Raw genomic sequence first — 17820 nt, forward strand, 5'->3', positions numbered from 1 at the left:
GCCGCGATGACGACCGTCCTAACTCCACAGAATTGAGAGCCTGAACATGCTGCAAGTTGAGCAACTGCATCAGTACTACGGCGGCAGCCATATTCTCCGCGGCCTGTCGTTCGAGGCCAAGGTCGGCGAAGTCACCTGCCTGCTCGGGCGTAACGGCGTGGGCAAGACCACCCTGCTGAAATGCCTGATGGGCCTGATCCCGGCCAAAGAAGGCGCGGTGAAGTGGGAAGGCCAGCCCATCACCGCCTTCAAGCCTCACCAGCGCGTGCACGCCGGCATTGCCTACGTGCCCCAGGGCCGAGAAATCTTCGGCCGTTTGACCGTGGAAGAAAACCTGCTGATGGGCCTGTCACGTTTTCCCGGCAGCGACGCCAAAGTGGTACCGGAATTTATCTATGAGCTGTTCCCGGTGCTGCGTGAGATGAAGCAACGCCGTGGCGGCGACCTTTCCGGCGGCCAGCAGCAACAGCTGGCCATCGGCCGCGCGCTGGCGAGCAAGCCACGCCTGCTGATCCTCGATGAACCCACCGAAGGCATCCAGCCCTCAGTGATCAAAGAGATCGGCGTGGTGATCAAAAAGCTCGCTGAACGCGGCGACATGGCCATCCTGCTGGTCGAGCAGTTCTATGACTTTGCCGCCGAGCTGGCCGATCAATACCTGGTGATGAGCCGTGGCGAAATCGTCCAGCAGGGCCGTGGCGAAACCATGGAAGCCGACGGCGTGCGCGGACTGGTCGCAATCTGAATGGCGACGCTGGCCCTTTACTTTGCGCATAATCAGGCTTTCGCCCACGGATTCGAGGCCCCGATGTTTGCCCTGCGTCACGCTCTGCTCCCGCTCACCGCACTGACGGGTATCGCCCTGCTGATCTGGGCCGGCAGTCAGCCGGACTACTGGATGCTGCGTGCCCTGCCCGCCGGCAGCGAACTGCCCTACCCGCTCAAACCAGTGCTGATTTTCTGCGCCATCGCCTTGGCCGAATGCGGCCTGCTGCTGGCGCTGCTGCGTCCGCGCTCCTACTGCCGCTCTTGGGGCCGTGCGCTGTGCGCCTGCCTGCTGGCCATCGGCCTGGCGCTGTTCTGGCTGCAAGGCACGCTGCATGCCCCGCCCTACTACGGCATGCACCTGCAATGGTGGCTGGTGGTCAGCTTGGGGCTGGTTCTGCTGTGTGTTTACTCCGCCGTGCAAGCCTGGCGTCAACGGCGCAACCGGGTGAGCGCATGAACGCCCCCGCCGCCGTCTTCACCCCCAGCTGGCACGCCGCGCTGGAGCTGGGCTATGGCCGCGATGGCGATTGCACGCGGCCGACCTTGCGCCGCCATAAAGGCCCGCTGCGGGTGCAGAAGCACTTGTACGCCGAAGGGCCCGAGGTGTGCCAACACATCATCGTCCACCCGCCCGGCGGCATCGCTGGCGGTGATCGTCTAGACATTTCGGCCACGGTCGGCAGCGGTGCCTGGGCGCAATTGACCAGTCCCGGCGCAGCCAAGTGGTACCGCGCCGCTGGCCCGGCTTACCAGAGCCTGAAACTGCGCGTGGAAGCCGGCGCCACCCTGGAATGGCTGCCGCAGGAAACCATCGTCTACGCTGCCGCGCAGGCGGAACTGACCACCGAGATCGACCTGTTCGGCGATGCCAAGCTGCTCTACTGGGACATTGTTGCCCTCGGCCGCCCGGCCAGTGGTGAACGCTTCGATACCGGCCACTTCCAAGCGCAGCTGAATATCCGTCGCGACGGCCACCTGCTCTGGCACGAACGCCAGCGCGTGGTCGGCGGCGATGGCCTACTCGACTCGCCCATCGGCCTGGCGGGCAAACCGGTGTTTGCCACCCTGCTGATCAGCGGTGAAATCGACAGCGACCTGCTGGAGCTCTGCCGCAACCTGAGCACACCGGTGCGCGGCGACCTGAGCCAATTACCCGGCCTGCTGGTGGCCCGCTGCCTGGCCGAGGAAGCCTTGCACGCGCGCGCCTGGCTGATTGCCCTCTGGCAGCTGCTGCGCCCGGCCCTGCTCGGCCGCACGGCCGTCCCCCCAAGAATCTGGAGTACCTGAACCATGGACCTGACACCCCGCGAAAAAGACAAACTGCTGATCTTCACCGCCGGCCTGGTGGCCGAACGTCGCCTAGCCCGTGGGGTAAAACTCAACTACCCGGAAGCCATGGCCTATATCTCCGCCGCGCTGCTCGAAGGCGCGCGCGACGGCCAGACCGTCGCCGAACTGATGCACTTCGGCACCACCCTGCTGAGCCGTGATCAGGTGATGGAAGGCATCCCGGAAATGATCCCGGAGATTCAAGTGGAGGCCACCTTCCCGGATGGCACCAAGCTGGTCACCGTCCATCAGCCGATCGCCTGAATATGATTATTCAAGACGCCACCACCGCCGACCTGCCCGCCATCCTGGCCATCTACAACGATGCCGTGCAGCACACCACGGCGATCTGGAACGAAACCCTGGTTGACCTGAACAACCGTCAGGCCTGGCTGAGCGAGCGCACGGCGGCTGGCTTTCCGGTGTTGGTAGCCCAGAGCGACGCGGGCGAGGTGCTCGGCTATGCCAGCTACGGCACCTGGCGCGCCATCGAAGGCTTTCGCCACACCGTGGAACACTCGGTGTATGTGCGCAGCGACCAACGCGGTCAGGGGCTTGGCCCCTTGCTGATGAGCGCCTTGATCGACCGCGCACAAGCGGCCGGTCTGCACGTGATGGTCGCAGCCATCGAGAGCGGCAACAGCGCCTCGATCCGCCTGCACGAGCGCCTCGGATTCGTCAACACCGGCCAGATGCCGCAGGTCGGCCGCAAGTTCGGCCGCTGGCTGGACCTTACCTTTATGCAGCTGATGCTTTGCCCCGAAAGGAATGAAGCCTAATGCTAAGCATTGAGCGCCTCGACGCAGCCGACTTTGAGCTTTATCGCCAAGGTCTGCAGAGCCTGCTGCTCGACTCCGTGGCGCATGGCGCCTCGGTAGGCTTTCTCGCCGATCTCGATGCTGAGGCGGCCAATGTCTATTTCGATCAGGTACTGGCCGGCATGCATGACGGCACTCACCTGCTCTGGCTGGCCCGTGAGCACGATCAGGTAATGGGCAGCGTGCAACTGGTGCTGTGCCAGAAACCTAACGGCCTCAACCGCGCCGAAGTGCAGAAGCTCCTGGTACACAGCAACGCCCGCCGCCGAGGCATCGCCAACAGCCTGATGCAGCACCTGGAAGGCGAAGCCGCCGAGCTGCAACGCGGTTTGCTGTATCTGGACACCGAAGCCGGCAGCGATGCCGAAACTTTTTACCAGGCGCTTGGCTACAGCTGCATCGGCGGGCTACCTGACTACGCCTGCGGCCCTGACGGCCAATACCGTGCAAACGCCATCTACTACAAAACCTTGTCGAGGCCCCACCCATGATTCCCGGCGAATACCAGATTCAGGACGGCGAGATCGAACTCAATGCCGGCCGCCGTACGCTGAGCGTAACCGTGGCCAATAGCGGCGACCGGCCGATCCAGGTCGGCTCGCACTATCACTTCTTCGAAACCAACGATGCGCTGACCTTCGACCGCGCCAGCGCGCGCGGGATGCGTCTGAATATCCCGGCCGGCACTGCGGTGCGCTTCGAACCGGGGCAAAGCCGTGAAGTGGAGTTGGTCGACCTGGCCGGCCATCGCCGCGTGTTCGGCTTTGCTGGGCGGGTAATGGGCGAGCTGGATTAAGCCCACCCGCAGGGGAATGCGCTCACCGGTAGGAGCGGGCTTGCCCGCGAAAGTGAGCGCAGCGAACGGTTGCAAACCCAATTGAATGTGAAGGCTAACCCATGAAAATCTCCCGCCAAGCCTATGCCGATATGTTCGGCCCCACCGTCGGCGACAAGGTGCGCCTGGCCGATACCGAGCTGTGGATCGAGGTCGAGAAGGACTTCACCACCTACGGTGAAGAAGTGAAATTCGGCGGTGGCAAGGTCATCCGCGATGGCATGGGTCAGGGCCAGCTGTGCGCCGCCGACGTGGTCGACACGCTGATCACCAATGCGCTGATCATCGATCACTGGGGCATCGTTAAAGCCGACGTCGGCCTCAAGGACGGCCGTATCGCCGCCATCGGCAAGGCCGGCAACCCGGATATTCAACCCGACGTGACCATCGCCATCGGCGCCGGCACCGAGGTGATTGCCGGCGAAGGCATGATCCTCACCGCGGGCGGCATCGACACGCACATCCACTTTATCTGCCCGCAGCAGATCGAAGAGGCGTTGATGAGCGGCGTGACCACCATGATTGGTGGCGGCACCGGGCCGGCCACCGGCACCAACGCCACCACCTGCACCTCCGGGCCCTGGCATATGGCGCGCATGCTCCAGGCCGCTGACGCCTTCCCGATGAACCTGGGTTTTACCGGCAAGGGCAACGCCTCGCTGCCCGAGCCATTGATTGAGCAGGTCAAGGCCGGCGCAATCGGCCTCAAGCTGCATGAAGACTGGGGCACCACCCCGGCGGCGATCGACAACTGCCTTAGCGTGGCTGACCAGTACGACGTGCAGGTGGCGATCCACACCGACACCCTGAACGAGTCCGGCTTCGTCGAGACCACCCTCGGCGCATTCAAGGGCCGCACCATTCACACCTATCACACCGAAGGCGCCGGTGGCGGCCATGCGCCGGACATCATCAAGGCCTGCGGCTTCCCCAACGTGCTGCCGAGTTCGACCAATCCGACCCGGCCGTTCACCCGCAACACCATCGACGAGCACCTGGACATGCTGATGGTCTGCCATCACCTCGACCCGAGCATCGCCGAGGACGTAGCCTTCGCCGAAAGCCGCATTCGCCGCGAGACCATTGCCGCCGAAGACATCCTGCATGACCTCGGTGCGTTCAGCATGATCAGCTCCGACAGCCAGGCCATGGGCCGCGTTGGCGAGGTCATCACCCGCACCTGGCAGACTGCCGACAAGATGCACAAGCAACGCGGCCCGCTGGAAGGCGACGGCCCGGGCAACAGCAACTTCCGGGTCAAGCGCTATATCGCCAAGTACACCATCAACCCCGCGATCACCCACGGCATCAGCCATGAAGTCGGCTCGATCGAAGTGGGCAAATGGGCGGATTTGGTGCTCTGGCGCCCGGCGTTTTTCGGCGTGAAACCAACGCTGATCCTCAAGGGCGGAGCGATTGCTGCCAGCCTGATGGGCGACGCCAACGCCTCGATCCCGACGCCACAACCCGTGCACTACCGGCCGATGTTCGCCAGCTACGGCGGCAGCCGGCATGCCACCAGCATCACCTTTATCAGCCAAGCGGCGTTCGAGGCCGGCGTACCCGAACAGCTCGGACTGAAGAAGAAGATCGGCGTGGTCAAAGGCTGCCGCGAGGTGCAGAAGGCCGACCTGATCCACAACGATTACCTGCCGACCATCGAAGTCGATCCGCAGAATTATCAGGTCAAGGCCGATGGCCAGCTGCTCTGGTGCGAGCCGGCGGATGTACTGCCAATGGCGCAGCGCTATTTCCTGTTCTGACACAGACAGACGCCTAGTTGCCGGCAACAGGTTGCCCGATTACCGGCAAGCAGCTGCCGAACGGCCCACCTAACGCGCTGAGCAGGCGGGTTGCGTAGCCGCTGAGGCCGCACAGCCCGGCGGCCGCAACGATTTGGCGCAGGTTTTGCTCGGCACAAGGCTCATTTAATCAGTGGAAAGGAACCGCCATGAGAATTGATGCAGGAGCCACCTACCCAGCCGCCAAATCAGGTACGTCAGCGGCCAACCAGAACCGAAGTGCTGAAGCGTCGTTCTCGGCGGTGCTGTCCAGCACCACATCCAGCGCGCCGAAAGCTGCTGCGCCAGCAGACTTCAGCAGCATGACCCGCCAGGACCTGCGCGACTGGACCAACGGTCAAATCCGTAGCGGGCAGATGTCACTCGATGACAGCCGCGCGTTTATGGCCATGAGCATGAAAATACCGGTAGCCGGCGGCCTGCCGGGAGAGTTGCCCGCGGCAAACGACAGCACGCGCTATGACTTTACCCAGAAGGCCCGCGCCGGCATTGAAGGCGCCACAGCGCGTAACGACGCGGCGACCTTGAAGATGCTGCAGTCGGCCATGTCGATCATGCAGAGCCAGACTGGCGGCGTGGATATTCGCGCCTGACGCTGGCTACGCGAGCGATGGGCGTTGCGGTGCGCCTCAGCGCAGCTGGCTGTCCTTGCTGCCCCGGCGGTTATAGCCGCTGAATCGGGCCTGTTCCTTGTCATGCTCGGTCTGGCAGGCCACGCACAGGTGCACACCGGGGATGGCGTTGCGCCGCGCCTCGGGAATGGCCGCGGCGCATTCCTCGCAATGGCTCAGGCTTTCGCCGCGCGGCAGCTGGCTGCGGGCGCGCTGAATGGCGTCCTCGATGCTGCTGTCGATCTGCTCCTGTACCGCACCATCATTTGCCCAGCCACCGGCCATCGCACTTGTCCTCCGCCGTGTATGCCTCTAGGTATGCGCCGTCTGCGGGCAAATCTCAAGCGCACGCGGTCGGCCTACTCCTTGACCTCCATAAACTCGCGCGCCCAGACAATGTAGTCCTCGGGCTGAGTGTATTTGTGGGTTAGCTCGGTGGCGTTGAGGTCACACGCATCGACACCGCGCTGCTCACGCAGGCAGTCGTAAGTGGCCTTGATCGCCGCGAAGTAAGCGGCATGGCCGTTGACCACGATGCGTACACCGAGGCTGGCCAGTCGCGCGTTATCGCGCAGCGACGGGTTGCCGTAAGTCACCAGCATCAACGGGATGCTGAGGTGCGCAGCAATCTGCTCCAAGTGAGCAAAATCCTCGACCCCAACCAGGCAGATGGCATCAGCGCCGGCCGCCTGGTACGCCTGGGTACGGCGAATCACTTCGCTGACATCCAGCACGCCAGCATGGGTGCGAGCGATGATCGCCAGGTCTGGATCAACCCGCGCTTCCAAGGCCGCACGGATCTTGCCGACACCTTCGTCGATGCTGATCAGGTCGGTGGACTTACGGCCGAATTGCGCGGGTAGCAGAGTGTCCTCGATGGTCAGCGCAGCAATCCCCGCGCGCTCCAGTTCCACCACCGTGCGCATTACGTTGAGCGCATTGCCATAGCCGTGGTCAGCATCGGCGATGACCGGTAGGCGGCTGACGCGGCCGATCCGCGTGGCCTGCTCGACAAATTCGCTGAGGGTGATCAGGGCGAAATCCGGTGCGGCCAGAACTTGTAGTGAAGCTACAGAACCACCCAAAATCCCGACTTCAAAGCCAAGATCAGCGGCAATTCGAGCAGCCATAGGATCAAACACAGAAGCGGTGTGATAGCAGCTATTCGAAGCAAGAAGCGCACGAAATTGTGCGCGAAGGTCGTGATGCGAGGCTCTTTGCATGGGGTGCACCATCGTTCATAATCAATTCTGAGCGAGTGATTATGTAGCAAAACTACAAAACCCGTCATGTAGTAAAACTACATAGTCGACCAGTAACCTTGCACCCTCCTTTCAGTCCACCGTGTCACTAACCTAACTCTGCCGGTAAACGCGGCCCAAAGCCTGCGCCAGTCAGCAGCCCATAGGCCATCCACAGCATCACCCCGGCATACAGCGCCCGCGGCAACCAGGTCGCCAGCTGTTCGGTCAGGCTATCCAGTTTCTGTGTTTCCACCCCGGCGTAGTTGAGCAGACTGGCTGGCAAGGTGCCACTGGCCTCCCCCGTACGAATCAGACCAAGAGCCAAGCCATGGCCGGGGAAGTCCAAACTGGCCAAGGCCTGCGCCAGGCTCTGACCACGCTGAACAGCCAGCTGCACACCACTGAACCGCTTGCGCAGTGGCGTATGGCGGATCACCGCGCAGGCCTTGGGCAGGGCGTCGAGCATGGGCATGCCGGCCTCCAGCATCAGCCCCAGGCTGTCGAAAAAGTCGCGCAGATTACGCCGCAGCAACGCGGAACCGAGAATCGGCACACTCGCCAACAAGCCATCGAACGACGAAGCCGCCCCGGCAGGCGCGCGCTCACGACGCCGATAAAACCCACGACCCAGTCCATACAGCGCGCCCAGCACCAGCAACGGCCAAAGCACACCCCACAGATAACCGACGAGGCTCAACTGACCACCGACCAACGCAGGCAGCGGCTGGATCAACAGCGCCAGCACCAGCACGGCTGCCGGCAACAGCAAGCGTGACTTCACGGCGGCGGCCTGCTGCGCCCGGTGGTTGTAACGCTCGGCCAAACGCTGATAAACCGCAGCCAGACAGCCGCTGGCCTGAGCGGCGCGCAGCAGGGTGCTGTCCAGTGGGGTGAACAGGCCACTGCGCAGCCCGGCACTGCCTATATCGCTACCGCCGGATATCTGCGTTTGCCAGCTCCCCAGCGCAGCCCTGGCGCGCGCTGGCACTTGCAGGCTGAGCAGCGCCCGCTCGACTGGCACACCGGCGTTCTCCATGGCCGCCAGATGGCCGAACAACTGCGCGCGCGTAGCAAAATCAAGCAAGGCAGGACGTGGGGGCGGCATAGGCGGCTCAGCGAAGTCAGAACGACACAACAGGCGACAGGTTAGCAGGCCGCGCAGCCCGGAGCAGCGGGCTATTCCGTGACCGTAGGCAACTCGGCATGCGGTAGCCAGCGGCGGAATATCTGGGCGAAGCTGCCATCCTCATGCATGGCGGCGAGAGCACGCTGCCAGCGTTCGACCAGCGCCTTATCGGTCTGTGGGGAGAAAGCGATGTAGTAGGCCGACCGCATAAAAGGCAGGTGCGCCTGCACCTGGTCCGGGCGCAAACCGCCGCTGGCCAATTCGTCCTTGAGGGTCAGGTCTTCAGTAGCGATCAACTGCACCCGCTCATGCTTGAGCATGGTCACCATATTCTTCGAACTGGGAACCCCATAGAGATTCTTGAAGCCACGCGCGCTGAGGGTTTCAAAGGTGTACCACTGCTTCGGCACAGCCAGCGGCCCGCTCTCGGCGGCTTGCTGCAGGTTGTCGAAACGCAGGTTGCGCGATTTCAGCGAGTAAAAGCTGGTGGTGCCGATCAGCAGCGGGCCGACCCATTGAAACTTGGCCTCACGCTCCGGCGTGCGTACGGTGGAGAAGATCGCCGTATTCGGCTCCTGTTGAGCCAGGTGATAGCCACGTGTCCAGGGCAGCAGCTCAATCTTGCCGGGATCGCCGGTACGCTCGAGCAGCGCGCGCACCACCTCTACGGCCAGGCCGTGCAACTCGCCATCACGGCTAAAGCTGGTCGGCGGCGCTTCCTCAGTAAGCAAATGCAATTCGGCACGCGCAGACCCGGCCAGACAGAGCAGCAGCCAGATCATCAGCGCGCAGCATGGTTTGAGCAAAGTGGGTTCTCCCGATACTGGCTTCAGACTAGCTCAGAGCCGGGCAAATCGCGTTATGGCAAGGAAGGTGCGGCCGGCATGCTGAACGGCTGGGTAAACCAGCGCTTATGAATCCGCTCCAGACTGCCGTCGCGCAGTAACTCATCAAGGGCCAGCTGCCATTGCCGGACCAGCGCAGGATCGGTGTTGTTCGAAAAAGCGATATAGGAGTTGTTGCCCATAAAGGTGAACTGCAACTCCACCTCATCACGGCGCATGCCTTGCTGCGACAGCATGTCATCCAGAGCCAGGCTATTGGCCACCAACAGCTCGATACGACCGTGTTTGAACATTTTCATCATGTGCTGGGGCGTTGGCACACCGTAGAGGTTTTTCAGACCACGGTCGCTGAGGTACTCATAGGAGTACCACTGTTTGGGCACCGCCAAGGTATTGAAGCGTTCAACATCCTGCAACGTGCGCACATTCAAGCCAGCACCGCGTCGCGCATAGAAGCTGGTATGCCCCAGGGCAATCGGCCCGACCCACTGGAATAGCGCCTCGCGCCGTGCGGTACGCACCGTGGAGAACAAGCCGCTGTTGGCCTCGCGCTGCACCTGATGGTAACCACGCGTCCAGGGCACCAGCTCGATGCGGGTGTCCTGCCCGGTACGCTGAATAAGCAGCTCGACCACTTCCACGGCCATGCCGGTCAGCTTGCCATCTTCGACATAGCTCAGCGGCCGGTATTCCTCTGTATACAGGCGCAGCTCGGCTGCCAGCGCCGATGTACAGCAGCCAAGCAACAACATAACGAGCCAGGACTTCAACCACATTGGGCAACACCTGCAAACATACGAACAATGGGCCGAAAACCAGAATGATAAACAGCCATTGGTTCAGCAACCAGCCGAGCTCTGCGGCAAATCAGCGCGAGGGCGATGGATTAGCCGTCAGTTCCAACTCCCGCTCCCGCTGCCATTGCGCCAGATTCTCGCGGGTTACCTGCCGCACCTGCAGCGCGATATTCACCGGCGGCGGTGCCAGTTCGCCACGCAGACTTTGCGCCGCCAATTGCACGGCCTGATAACCAATGGCGTGGGCCTGCTGGATCATCAGGCTATGGATCTCGCCCTGGCGTAACGCATCGATCAGCAGCTGATCACCATCAAAACCGATATGCACCAACTCACCCACCTTACCAAGCCGGCGCAGTGCCGCCAGAGCGGCGCGTGAGCTGGTGCTGTTGGGGGTGAACACTCCAGCCAGTTGCGGCAACTGCTCACGCAAGGCATTCACCGCCGCCTGGCTATCGTCGCCGATAAAGGTATCGACCAGAATGCTCAGGCCACCCTGCTCCGCGCCCTGGCGAAAGCCCCGCTCACGTTCGCTGGTCGAGAGCACGCCGGCCTTCAGGCGCAACAACGCGACCTTGCCCTGCCCACCGAGCGCCACGGCCAAGGCCTGGCCTGCCTGCACGCCGGCGAGAAAGTTATCCGTGGCGACCACACCGCGCACTGCACTTCCGGGCAGATCACGGTCGAAATACACGGTATTGATGCCACTGCCCGCCAATTGCTGCACACGCGGGGCGATTTCGGAGCCGCTGGGGGCGATAACCAGCGCCTTGCAGCCATATTCCAACACCCAATTGATCATCTGCAGCTGGGTTTCCACCCGTCCTTCGCGACTGGGCCCACGAAAATGCACGTCCAGATCAAACGTCTGGCCCGCCTGTCGCGCACCTGCCTCCACCTGCAGCCAGAAGGGCGTGGCTCCCGCCGCCACCACACCGATACAGTCCTTTGCCAACGCTTGAGTAGTCCAACTGGTCAACACAACGAATAGCAGCACATAGTTCGCTTGGCATCGGCAGTACATCAGCATCACTCCCAAAACCTGGCGACGCTATGCACAACATTCGTGCACCACACCTAACAGCGCTCAGGCGTCACCGTAGAGTTACTGATATCACTCTAGCATCAGGCCATTAGCCTCGCCGGGCATGGGACTAGCGGTCATCCGCCCCAAAACCGTGACACACACCTGCCCCTCACACTTTTTCACACTCCAGGCGACGGCTGGGCTGGTAGCCGCCGCTCAAGCAGGCCATCATCGCGTCTCTTTCCTGCACCTTGAATGACATGACCGATACCACGCAAAGCACTCAGGCCACGCACAAACCCCGCCCGCTGATCGATCTGCTGGTCAGTATCCTGATTCCTTCCCTGATCCTGATGAAACTCAGTGGCGAGAGCCGACTGGGTGCCGACGGCGCGTTGATGCTAGCGCTAGCCTTCCCGCTGGGCTGGGGCAGTTTCGAGCTGCTCAAGTACCGCAAATTCAACTTTATCGCCTTGCTTGGCCTGGTCAGCGTGCTGCTTACCGGCGGTATCGGCCTGCTCAAGCTGGACAACCAGTGGCTGGCGATCAAGGAAGCGGCGATCCCCGGCATCATCGGCATCGCCGTGCTGGTCTCGACTCGTACGCGTTTCCCGCTGATTCGCACCATGCTGTTCAACAAGACCGTGCTCAACGTCGACAAGATCCATGAGCGCCTGGAACAGGCGGGTAATACCGAGCTGTTCGAAACACGCCTGCTCCGCGCCACCTACTGGCTGAGCGGCACCTTCTTCTTTTCCTCGGCGATGAACTACGTGCTGGCCAAGTGGATCGTGATCAGCCCAGCCGGCAGCGAAGCCTTCAACGCCGAACTGGGGCGGATGAACCTGCTCAGCTATCCGATGATCGCGATCCCGTCGATGATCATGTTGATGGCCATCTTCTATTACCTGTGGCGCACCATTCACGGGCTTACCGGCCTCAAGCTGGAAGACGTGATGGCCAATGCCGAGCAGGAAAAGCAGCCTTAAACGACGCAGCTCGGCGCGCCACGGATGCTGACGTTTTCCGCCTACCTCGGCCTGTTTATTTCGGCCCTTGGCGCCGCCACCCTGCTACCGCTGCAATCGGAAAGCGTGCTAGTGGCGCTGCTGCTCAGCGACGCCTATTCACCTTTGGCGCTGCTGGCGGTGGCCAGCGTCGGCAATATCCTCGGCGCGCTGCTCAACTGGCTGCTCGGCCGCTACCTGGAACACTTTCGCAATAAATCCTGGTTCCCGGTCAGCGAAGCACGCCTGCAGCAGGCACAGCGCGGCTACGCACGTTATGGCCGCTGGTCGCTCTTGCTGAGTTGGATGCCGATCATCGGCGACCCGCTGACTCTGGTAGCCGGAGTGATGCGCGAACGGCTGTGGGTTTTTCTGCTGATCGTCAGCCTGGCGAAAACCGCCCGCTATGCTGTATTGGCAGCCCTGACCCTCGGCTGGAGCTGAGTTACGCCACGCGCGACACACGCCGTAACGCCAACGGCAAGTCCGAGGTTGAGCATCGGCCATGCCTCCGTGATACTGCGCAACCTTCGCACAGGCGTGTGCGAGGACAGTCGCAGTGCGAAGGAGTGATCTCAGTGGAGCTGCATCCGTGATGAAAAGGAGCGATCTGGTCTGGACCCTGGTGGGGCTCGGCGCCGTGCTGCTGTCGTGCTACTTGCTCTATCACCAAGTGCGCACTATCTCCCTGGATGAAATAGCCGATAGCCTGCGCGCCATTCCGCGCCTGGATTGGCTGCTGGCCGCAGCGGCCACCCTTGGTGCCTATAGCGCCCTGGCCTGGTACGACCGCATCGCCCTGGCTCACCTGGGCAAAAAAATTTCCTGGCGCTTTATCAGCCTGTGCTCCTTCACCACCTATGCGCTGGCCCACAACATCGGCGCCTCAGTGTTTTCCGGCGCGCTGGTGCGTTATCGCGCTTACCGCAGCAAAGGCATGACGCCCCAGGAAATCGGCATCCTGATCGTCTTCTGCTCCTTCACCTTCGTCCTCGGCACCATCCTCGCCAGCGGCTGCGTACTGGTGCTGGAGCCGGATCTGATCCACCGCGTAGCCAAAGTCACGCCGCTGGTCTCCGAGATTATCGGCGTGCTCCTGCTGCTGTTGGTCGCGCTCTATGTGCTCGGCTCCTGGCGGCATTTCAAGCCCTGGCACTGGGGCAAACTGCATCTCGAATACCCGCGCCTGGGGATTGTCGGCCGCCAACTACTGGCCGGCCCACTGGAGCTGGCTTGCGCGGCGGCGATCATCTACTTCGCCCTGCCGGCGGAGAACAACCCTGGCTACCTGGTGGTGTTCGGCGTATTCCTTGCTTCGTTCTCGCTGGCGTTGCTGTCCCATGCCCCTGGCGGCCTGGGCGTACTGGAAGTGACCTTCCTCGCGGCGATGCCCGAGCTGCCGGCGGCAGACGTACTCGCTGCACTGATCGTGTTCCGCTGCTTTTACCTGCTGTTGCCGTTCGCCCTGTCGCTGCTGGTGGTACTCGGCTTCGAATGGACGCAGTGGCAGAGCCGCCGCACCACCCCAGACAACCCGCCACTCCCCTGAGCCGAACAAACACCGGATAACCGGGGGCAGCATTGCGCCGCGCACTCGCATAGAATGCGCGGCCGTTTTTGCGGCCCACCTTCACGACAGCCACTGGCCGGCTGTCGTGACAGGATGCCCAGAAACCTCCCGGTACTTATTCAGGAACAGCGCGCCGCATGACTCTCTCTACACCCGCCCGCGCCTGCGGCATCGACTTCGGCACCTCCAACTCCACCGTCGGCTGGCTGCGCCCCGACGCCGAAACCCTGATTCCCCTGGAAGACGGCAAGATCACCCTGCCCTCCGTGGTGTTCTTCAACCTCGAAGAACGTCGCCCGGTGTACGGCCGCCTGGCCCTGCAGGAATACCTGGAGGGCTACGAAGGCCGGCTGATGCGCTCGCTGAAAAGCCTCTTGGGCAGCAAGCTGCTAAAAAGCGAAACCACCGTGCTGGGCAGCGCCCTGCCGTTTAAAGACCTGCTCGGTTTTTTTATCGGTGAGCTGAAAAACCGCGCAGAGGCCACTGCCGGCCGTCCCTTTGAAGAAGTGGTGCTGGGCCGCCCGGTGTTCTTCGTCGACGATGACCCGGTGGCTGACCTGGAAGCACAAAACACTCTGGTGGCCGTGGCGCACAAGCTCGGCTTCAAGGACGTATCGTTCCAGTACGAGCCCATCGCCGCAGCCTTCGACTACGAGTCGGGCATCAGCCGCGAAGAGCTGGTACTGATCGTCGACATCGGCGGTGGTACCTCGGACTTCTCCCTGGTGCGTTTGGCACCCGAACGCCGCGCCGTGGCTGATCGTCACAGCGACATCCTCGCCACCGGCGGCGTGCATATCGGCGGTACCGACTTCGACAAGCAACTGTCGCTGGCCGGCGTCATGCCACTGTTCGGCTACGGCAGCCGGATGAAGAGCGATGCACCAATGCCCACCAGCACCCACCTGAACCTGGCCACCTGGCACACCATCAACGCGGTGTACTCGGCGCAGTCGCAGCGCCAGCTGCAGAGCATGCGCTACGACATTGTCGACCCGACGGGCATCGACCGCCTGTTCCAGCTGATCGAACGCCGCGACGGCCACTGGCTGGCCATGCAGGTCGAGGAAAGCAAGATCGCCCTGACCGAGCAGGATGCACGGCCCATCGACCTCAGCCGCCTGGAAGAAGGCCTGGTCGCCGAGCTGACCCGCACGCTGTTTGAGGATGCCATCGAGCCGTTGCTGGAGCGCGTGCGCGCCAGTGTCACCCAGCTGCTGAGCGATGCCGGCGTCAGTGTCGAGCAGGTCGATACGGTGTTCTTCACCGGCGGCTCCAGCGGTATTCCGGCGCTGCGCCAGAGCGTCGCAGCCATGCTGCCCAATGCGCAGCATGTGGAAGGCAATACCTTCGGCAGCATCGGCAGCGGCCTGGCCATCGAGGCGCACAAACGCTACGGCTAAACACTGCAACAGCTCGCGGCTAAAGCCCCTCCCACGGAGCCCGATGCGTTTGTGGGAGGGGCTTTAGCCGCGACAAAACTGCAAACGCCACCATAAAAAACGCCAGCACAAAGCTGGCATTTTTTATTCCCGCAGAATCAGCGCGGTACGGCGGGCTTCTTGGTGGGCTTCTTGCCCTTCCCTTTCGCCGCGTCGGCGCGCTCTTTGGCCGCCTGCTGGTTACGCACTTGCGCAGCCGCCTTGGCCTTCTCGCGCTTGTCCCAAGGGTTACCGCCGGCCGCACCGGTATCGCGCGGCGGCAGGCCTGTGTGCTGGGTGAGCATTGGCTTGCTCTTGGTCGTGTCCTTGGCAACCTTGTGGCTGCCGGCCGGCGTCGAGTTCTTGCGGCGCGCGCTCTGGTAGCTGTCGGTGGCGGGTTGATGCAGCGGGATCAGCTGATTCTTGCCCGGCCCGATCAGGTCAGCGCGGCCCATGCGCTGCAGCGCTTCACGCAGCATTGGCCAACCCTTCGGGTCGTGATAGCGCAGGAAGGCCTTGTGCAGGCGACGCTGCTCTTCGCTCTTGACGATGGTCACGCCGTCGCTCTTGTAGCTGACCTTGCGCAGCGGGTTCTTGCCCGAGTGGTACATGGCCGTGGCGGTGGCCATCGGCGACGGGTAGAACGCCTGCACCTGGTCGGCGCGGAAGCCATTGCCCTTGAGCCACAGCGCGAGGTTCATCATGTCCTCGTCGGTGGTGCCTGGATGCGCGGCGATAAAGTACGGGATCAGGTACTGCTCTTTGCCCGCCTCTTTCGAGTACTTCTCGAACATGCGCTTGAACTTGTCGTAGCTGCCAATGCCCGGCTTCATCATCTGATTCAGCGGGCCTTCTTCGGTGTGCTCCGGGGCGATCTTCAGGTAGCCACCGACGTGGTGGGTGACCAGCTCCTTGACATACTCCGGCGACTCGACGGCGAGGTCGTAGCGCAGACCCGAGGCAATCAGAATCTTCTTCACCCCCGGCAGCGCACGAGCACTGCGGTACAGCTGGATCAGGCTGGAGTGATCGGTATTCAGGTTCGGGCAGATGCCGGGGAATACGCAGGATGGCTTGCGGCACGCGGATTCGATTTCCGGGCTCTTGCAGGCGATGCGATACATATTGGCGGTCGGCCCGCCGAGGTCGGAAATCACCCCGGTAAAGCCTGGCACCTTGTCGCGGATCTCTTCGATCTCACGGATGATCGACTCTTCCGAGCGGTTCTGGATGATCCGCCCTTCGTGCTCGGTGATCGAGCAGAAGGTACAGCCGCCAAAACAGCCGCGCATGATGTTCACCGAAAAACGGATCATCTCGTAGGCCGGGATTTTTTCCTTGCCATAGGCCGGGTGCGGCACACGCTGATAGGGCATGCCGAACACGTAGTCCATCTCTTCGGTGGTCATGGGGATGGGAGGTGGGTTGAACCACACATCCACCTCACCATGCTTCTGTACCAATGCGCGGGCGTTGCCTGGGTTGGTTTCCAGGTGCAGCACGCGGTTGGCGTGGGCGTACAGCACCGGGTCGTTGCGCACCTTTTCCATGGACGGCAGGCGAATCACCGTCTTGTCGCGGGTCATGCGCGGGCTGGCGAGAATCTGCACAACCTTCGGTTCGTTCGGATCTTCTTGCGGGCCTTTCTCTTGCTCGATGGCGCAGGCGGCGGTGTCCTGAGTGTTCACATACGGGTTGATGATCTTGTCGATCTTGCCCGGACGGTCGATACGCGTAGAGTCCACTTCGTACCAGCCCTGCGGCGTATCACGGCGGATAAACGCGGTGCCGCGTACGTCGGTAATGTCTTCGATCTTGTGGCCATATGACAGGCGCTGGGCCACTTCGACGATGGCGCGCTCGGCGTTGCCGTACAGCAGGATATCGGCGCTGGCGTCGATCAGGATCGAGTTGCGCACGCGATCCTGCCAGTAATCGTAATGGGCAATACGGCGCAGCGAGGCCTCAATGCCGCCGAGCACAATCGGCACATGCTTGTAGGCCTCCTTGCAGCGCTGGCTGTACACCAGGCTGGCGCGATCCGGACGTTTGCCGGCCAGGCCGCCCGGGGTGTAGGCGTCGTCGGAGCGGATTTTCTTGTCGGCGGTGTAGCGGTTGATCATCGAGTCCATGTTGCCGGCCGCGACGCCGAAGAACAGGTTCGGCTCGCCGAGCTTCATGAAATCGTCTTTCGACTGCCAGTTTGGCTGGGCGATGATGCCCACGCGAAAGCCTTGCGACTCCAGCAGCCGGCCAATAATCGCCATGCCGAACGAGGGGTGATCCACATAAGCGTCACCGGTCACGATGATGATGTCGCAACTGTCCCAGCCAAGCTGATCCATCTCTTCCCGGCTCATCGGCAGGAAAGGCGCCGGCCCGAAACACTCGGCCCAGTACTTTGGATAATCGAATAACGGCTTGGCGGCTTGCATGGACATGGAGAGTGACCGGCGGTGGCGAACAGGGATGGAAAATCGCGGGCGCGGAATATAGCACAAATTTTAACCAAACCCGACTTAGACGCTAGGTTTAATGGTTGAAATCCCCCCTAGAGCCGTAGCAACAGCGTAGTGGCTTACAGCTATACTCGGGCACATAACATCGGTCGCCAATAGCC

General features: G+C 62.2%; 20 protein-coding genes. 13 read left to right on the plus strand and 7 right to left on the minus strand.

Features of this window, described 5'->3' with window-relative positions; all coding sequences use genetic code 11:
- Window positions 1-46: 46 nt before the first annotated feature.
- The 9 genes from urtE (at window position 47) to RHP75_RS18125 (ending at window position 6145) form a co-directional block, all read left to right on the plus strand.
- A complete protein-coding gene (gene urtE, locus RHP75_RS18085; protein WP_160085633.1) occupies window positions 47-745 on the plus strand; it encodes an urea ABC transporter ATP-binding subunit UrtE in 699 nt (232 codons plus the stop codon).
- 63 nt (window positions 746-808) lie between these two features.
- Window positions 809-1225 (plus strand): hypothetical protein, encoded by a 417-nt coding sequence (locus RHP75_RS18090; RefSeq protein ID WP_311089405.1) that lies wholly within the window; start codon window positions 809-811, stop codon window positions 1223-1225.
- Complete coding sequence (locus tag RHP75_RS18095; RefSeq protein ID WP_311089406.1) at window positions 1222-2055, plus strand: urease accessory protein UreD; 834 nt, start codon at window positions 1222-1224, stop codon at window positions 2053-2055. Before RHP75_RS18090 ends, RHP75_RS18095 begins: the two co-directional genes overlap by 4 nt.
- Window positions 2056-2058: 3 nt before the next feature.
- A complete protein-coding gene (gene ureA, locus RHP75_RS18100) occupies window positions 2059-2361 on the plus strand; it encodes an urease subunit gamma (RefSeq protein WP_269379893.1) in 303 nt (100 codons plus the stop codon).
- A 2-nt stretch (window positions 2362-2363) separates the two neighbouring features.
- Complete coding sequence (locus RHP75_RS18105) at window positions 2364-2876, plus strand: N-acetyltransferase family protein (RefSeq protein ID WP_311089407.1); 513 nt, start codon at window positions 2364-2366, stop codon at window positions 2874-2876.
- Complete coding sequence (locus RHP75_RS18110; protein ID WP_311089408.1) at window positions 2876-3406, plus strand: GNAT family N-acetyltransferase; 531 nt, start codon at window positions 2876-2878, stop codon at window positions 3404-3406. Before RHP75_RS18105 ends, RHP75_RS18110 begins: the two co-directional genes overlap by 1 nt.
- Window positions 3403-3711, plus strand: a complete 309-nt coding sequence (locus RHP75_RS18115; protein ID WP_311089409.1) for an urease subunit beta — start codon at window positions 3403-3405, stop codon at window positions 3709-3711. The genes RHP75_RS18110 and RHP75_RS18115 overlap by 4 nt, the downstream gene beginning before the upstream one ends.
- Before the next feature lie 101 nt (window positions 3712-3812).
- Window positions 3813-5513: an urease subunit alpha gene (gene ureC, locus RHP75_RS18120; protein WP_311089410.1), complete on the plus strand. Its 1701-nt coding sequence runs from the start codon at window positions 3813-3815 to the stop codon at window positions 5511-5513.
- 188 nt (window positions 5514-5701) lie between these two features.
- Complete coding sequence (locus RHP75_RS18125) at window positions 5702-6145, plus strand: hypothetical protein (RefSeq protein ID WP_311089411.1); 444 nt, start codon at window positions 5702-5704, stop codon at window positions 6143-6145.
- A 36-nt stretch (window positions 6146-6181) separates the two neighbouring features.
- On the opposite strand, the gene RHP75_RS18130 is transcribed toward RHP75_RS18125, so the two are convergent.
- The 6 genes from RHP75_RS18130 to RHP75_RS18155 all read right to left on the minus strand — a co-directional run bounded on the left by RHP75_RS18130 (window position 6182) and on the right by RHP75_RS18155 (window position 11172).
- Window positions 6182-6448 carry a DksA/TraR family C4-type zinc finger protein gene (locus RHP75_RS18130; RefSeq protein WP_310284623.1) on the minus strand — a complete coding sequence of 89 codons (267 nt, stop codon included), beginning with the start codon at window positions 6446-6448 and terminating at the stop codon, window positions 6182-6184.
- 74 nt (window positions 6449-6522) lie between these two features.
- Window positions 6523-7386, minus strand: coding sequence for an oxaloacetate decarboxylase (locus RHP75_RS18135; RefSeq protein ID WP_311089412.1), 864 nt, complete (start codon window positions 7384-7386; stop codon window positions 6523-6525).
- Window positions 7387-7513: 127 nt separating this feature from the next.
- The gene (locus tag RHP75_RS18140) at window positions 7514-8512 is read right to left on the minus strand and encodes a type II secretion system F family protein (RefSeq protein ID WP_311089413.1); all 999 of its coding nucleotides are present in this window, start codon (window positions 8510-8512) and stop codon (window positions 7514-7516) included.
- Between the two features lie 71 nt (window positions 8513-8583).
- Window positions 8584-9339 (minus strand): transporter substrate-binding domain-containing protein, encoded by a 756-nt coding sequence (locus RHP75_RS18145; RefSeq protein WP_311089414.1) that lies wholly within the window; start codon window positions 9337-9339, stop codon window positions 8584-8586.
- A gap of 53 nt (window positions 9340-9392) precedes the next feature.
- Entirely contained in the window at window positions 9393-10154 is a 762-nt protein-coding gene (locus tag RHP75_RS18150; RefSeq protein ID WP_311089415.1) for a transporter substrate-binding domain-containing protein, read from the minus strand.
- Window positions 10155-10245: 91 nt separating this feature from the next.
- On the minus strand, window positions 10246-11172 hold the full coding sequence (locus RHP75_RS18155) for a substrate-binding domain-containing protein (RefSeq protein WP_311089416.1): 927 nt from the start codon (window positions 11170-11172) through the stop codon (window positions 10246-10248).
- A 290-nt stretch (window positions 11173-11462) separates the two neighbouring features.
- On the opposite strand from RHP75_RS18155, the gene RHP75_RS18160 reads away from it, so the two are divergent.
- The 4 genes from RHP75_RS18160 (at window position 11463) to RHP75_RS18175 (ending at window position 15182) form a co-directional block, all read left to right on the plus strand.
- Window positions 11463-12191, plus strand: a complete 729-nt coding sequence (locus RHP75_RS18160; protein ID WP_311089417.1) for a VC0807 family protein — start codon at window positions 11463-11465, stop codon at window positions 12189-12191.
- Window positions 12192-12215: 24 nt separating this feature from the next.
- Complete coding sequence (locus RHP75_RS18165; protein ID WP_311089418.1) at window positions 12216-12653, plus strand: YqaA family protein; 438 nt, start codon at window positions 12216-12218, stop codon at window positions 12651-12653.
- 151 nt (window positions 12654-12804) lie between these two features.
- Window positions 12805-13758 (plus strand): YbhN family protein, encoded by a 954-nt coding sequence (locus RHP75_RS18170; RefSeq protein WP_409079747.1) that lies wholly within the window; start codon window positions 12805-12807, stop codon window positions 13756-13758.
- Between the two features lie 158 nt (window positions 13759-13916).
- Window positions 13917-15182, plus strand: coding sequence for an Hsp70 family protein (locus RHP75_RS18175; protein WP_311089420.1), 1266 nt, complete (start codon window positions 13917-13919; stop codon window positions 15180-15182).
- A gap of 137 nt (window positions 15183-15319) precedes the next feature.
- On the opposite strand, the gene RHP75_RS18180 is transcribed toward RHP75_RS18175, so the two are convergent.
- Window positions 15320-17635 carry a YgiQ family radical SAM protein gene (locus RHP75_RS18180; RefSeq protein WP_311091984.1) on the minus strand — a complete coding sequence of 772 codons (2316 nt, stop codon included), beginning with the start codon at window positions 17633-17635 and terminating at the stop codon, window positions 15320-15322.
- Window positions 17636-17820 lie beyond the last annotated feature (185 nt).

Origin of the sequence: Pseudomonas sp. SG20056 (assembly GCF_031764535.1) — a bacterium.
Taxonomy (GTDB): domain Bacteria; phylum Pseudomonadota; class Gammaproteobacteria; order Pseudomonadales; family Pseudomonadaceae; genus Aquipseudomonas.

Excerpts from the sequence above, each read along its gene's own strand:
- urtE (WP_160085633.1), top strand. The coding sequence starts at position 47 with ATGCTGCAAGTTGAGCAACTGCATCAGTACTACGGCGGCAGCCATATT.
- RHP75_RS18090 (WP_311089405.1), top strand. The coding sequence starts at position 809 with ATGTTTGCCCTGCGTCACGCTCTGCTCCCGCTCACCGCACTGACGGGT.
- RHP75_RS18095 (WP_311089406.1), top strand. The coding sequence starts at position 1,222 with ATGAACGCCCCCGCCGCCGTCTTCACCCCCAGCTGGCACGCCGCGCTG.
- ureA (WP_269379893.1), top strand. The coding sequence starts at position 2,059 with ATGGACCTGACACCCCGCGAAAAAGACAAACTGCTGATCTTCACCGCC.
- RHP75_RS18105 (WP_311089407.1), top strand. The coding sequence starts at position 2,364 with ATGATTATTCAAGACGCCACCACCGCCGACCTGCCCGCCATCCTGGCC.
- RHP75_RS18110 (WP_311089408.1), top strand. The coding sequence starts at position 2,876 with ATGCTAAGCATTGAGCGCCTCGACGCAGCCGACTTTGAGCTTTATCGC.
- RHP75_RS18115 (WP_311089409.1), top strand. The coding sequence starts at position 3,403 with ATGATTCCCGGCGAATACCAGATTCAGGACGGCGAGATCGAACTCAAT.
- ureC (WP_311089410.1), top strand. The coding sequence starts at position 3,813 with ATGAAAATCTCCCGCCAAGCCTATGCCGATATGTTCGGCCCCACCGTC.
- RHP75_RS18125 (WP_311089411.1), top strand. The coding sequence starts at position 5,702 with ATGAGAATTGATGCAGGAGCCACCTACCCAGCCGCCAAATCAGGTACG.
- RHP75_RS18130 (WP_310284623.1), bottom strand. The coding sequence starts at position 6,448 with ATGGCCGGTGGCTGGGCAAATGATGGTGCGGTACAGGAGCAGATCGAC.
- RHP75_RS18135 (WP_311089412.1), bottom strand. The coding sequence starts at position 7,386 with ATGCAAAGAGCCTCGCATCACGACCTTCGCGCACAATTTCGTGCGCTT.
- RHP75_RS18140 (WP_311089413.1), bottom strand. The coding sequence starts at position 8,512 with ATGCCGCCCCCACGTCCTGCCTTGCTTGATTTTGCTACGCGCGCGCAG.
- RHP75_RS18150 (WP_311089415.1), bottom strand. The coding sequence starts at position 10,154 with ATGTGGTTGAAGTCCTGGCTCGTTATGTTGTTGCTTGGCTGCTGTACA.
- RHP75_RS18160 (WP_311089417.1), top strand. The coding sequence starts at position 11,463 with ATGACCGATACCACGCAAAGCACTCAGGCCACGCACAAACCCCGCCCG.
- RHP75_RS18165 (WP_311089418.1), top strand. The coding sequence starts at position 12,216 with ATGCTGACGTTTTCCGCCTACCTCGGCCTGTTTATTTCGGCCCTTGGC.
- RHP75_RS18170 (WP_409079747.1), top strand. The coding sequence starts at position 12,805 with ATGAAAAGGAGCGATCTGGTCTGGACCCTGGTGGGGCTCGGCGCCGTG.
- RHP75_RS18175 (WP_311089420.1), top strand. The coding sequence starts at position 13,917 with ATGACTCTCTCTACACCCGCCCGCGCCTGCGGCATCGACTTCGGCACC.
- RHP75_RS18180 (WP_311091984.1), bottom strand. The coding sequence starts at position 17,635 with ATGCAAGCCGCCAAGCCGTTATTCGATTATCCAAAGTACTGGGCCGAG.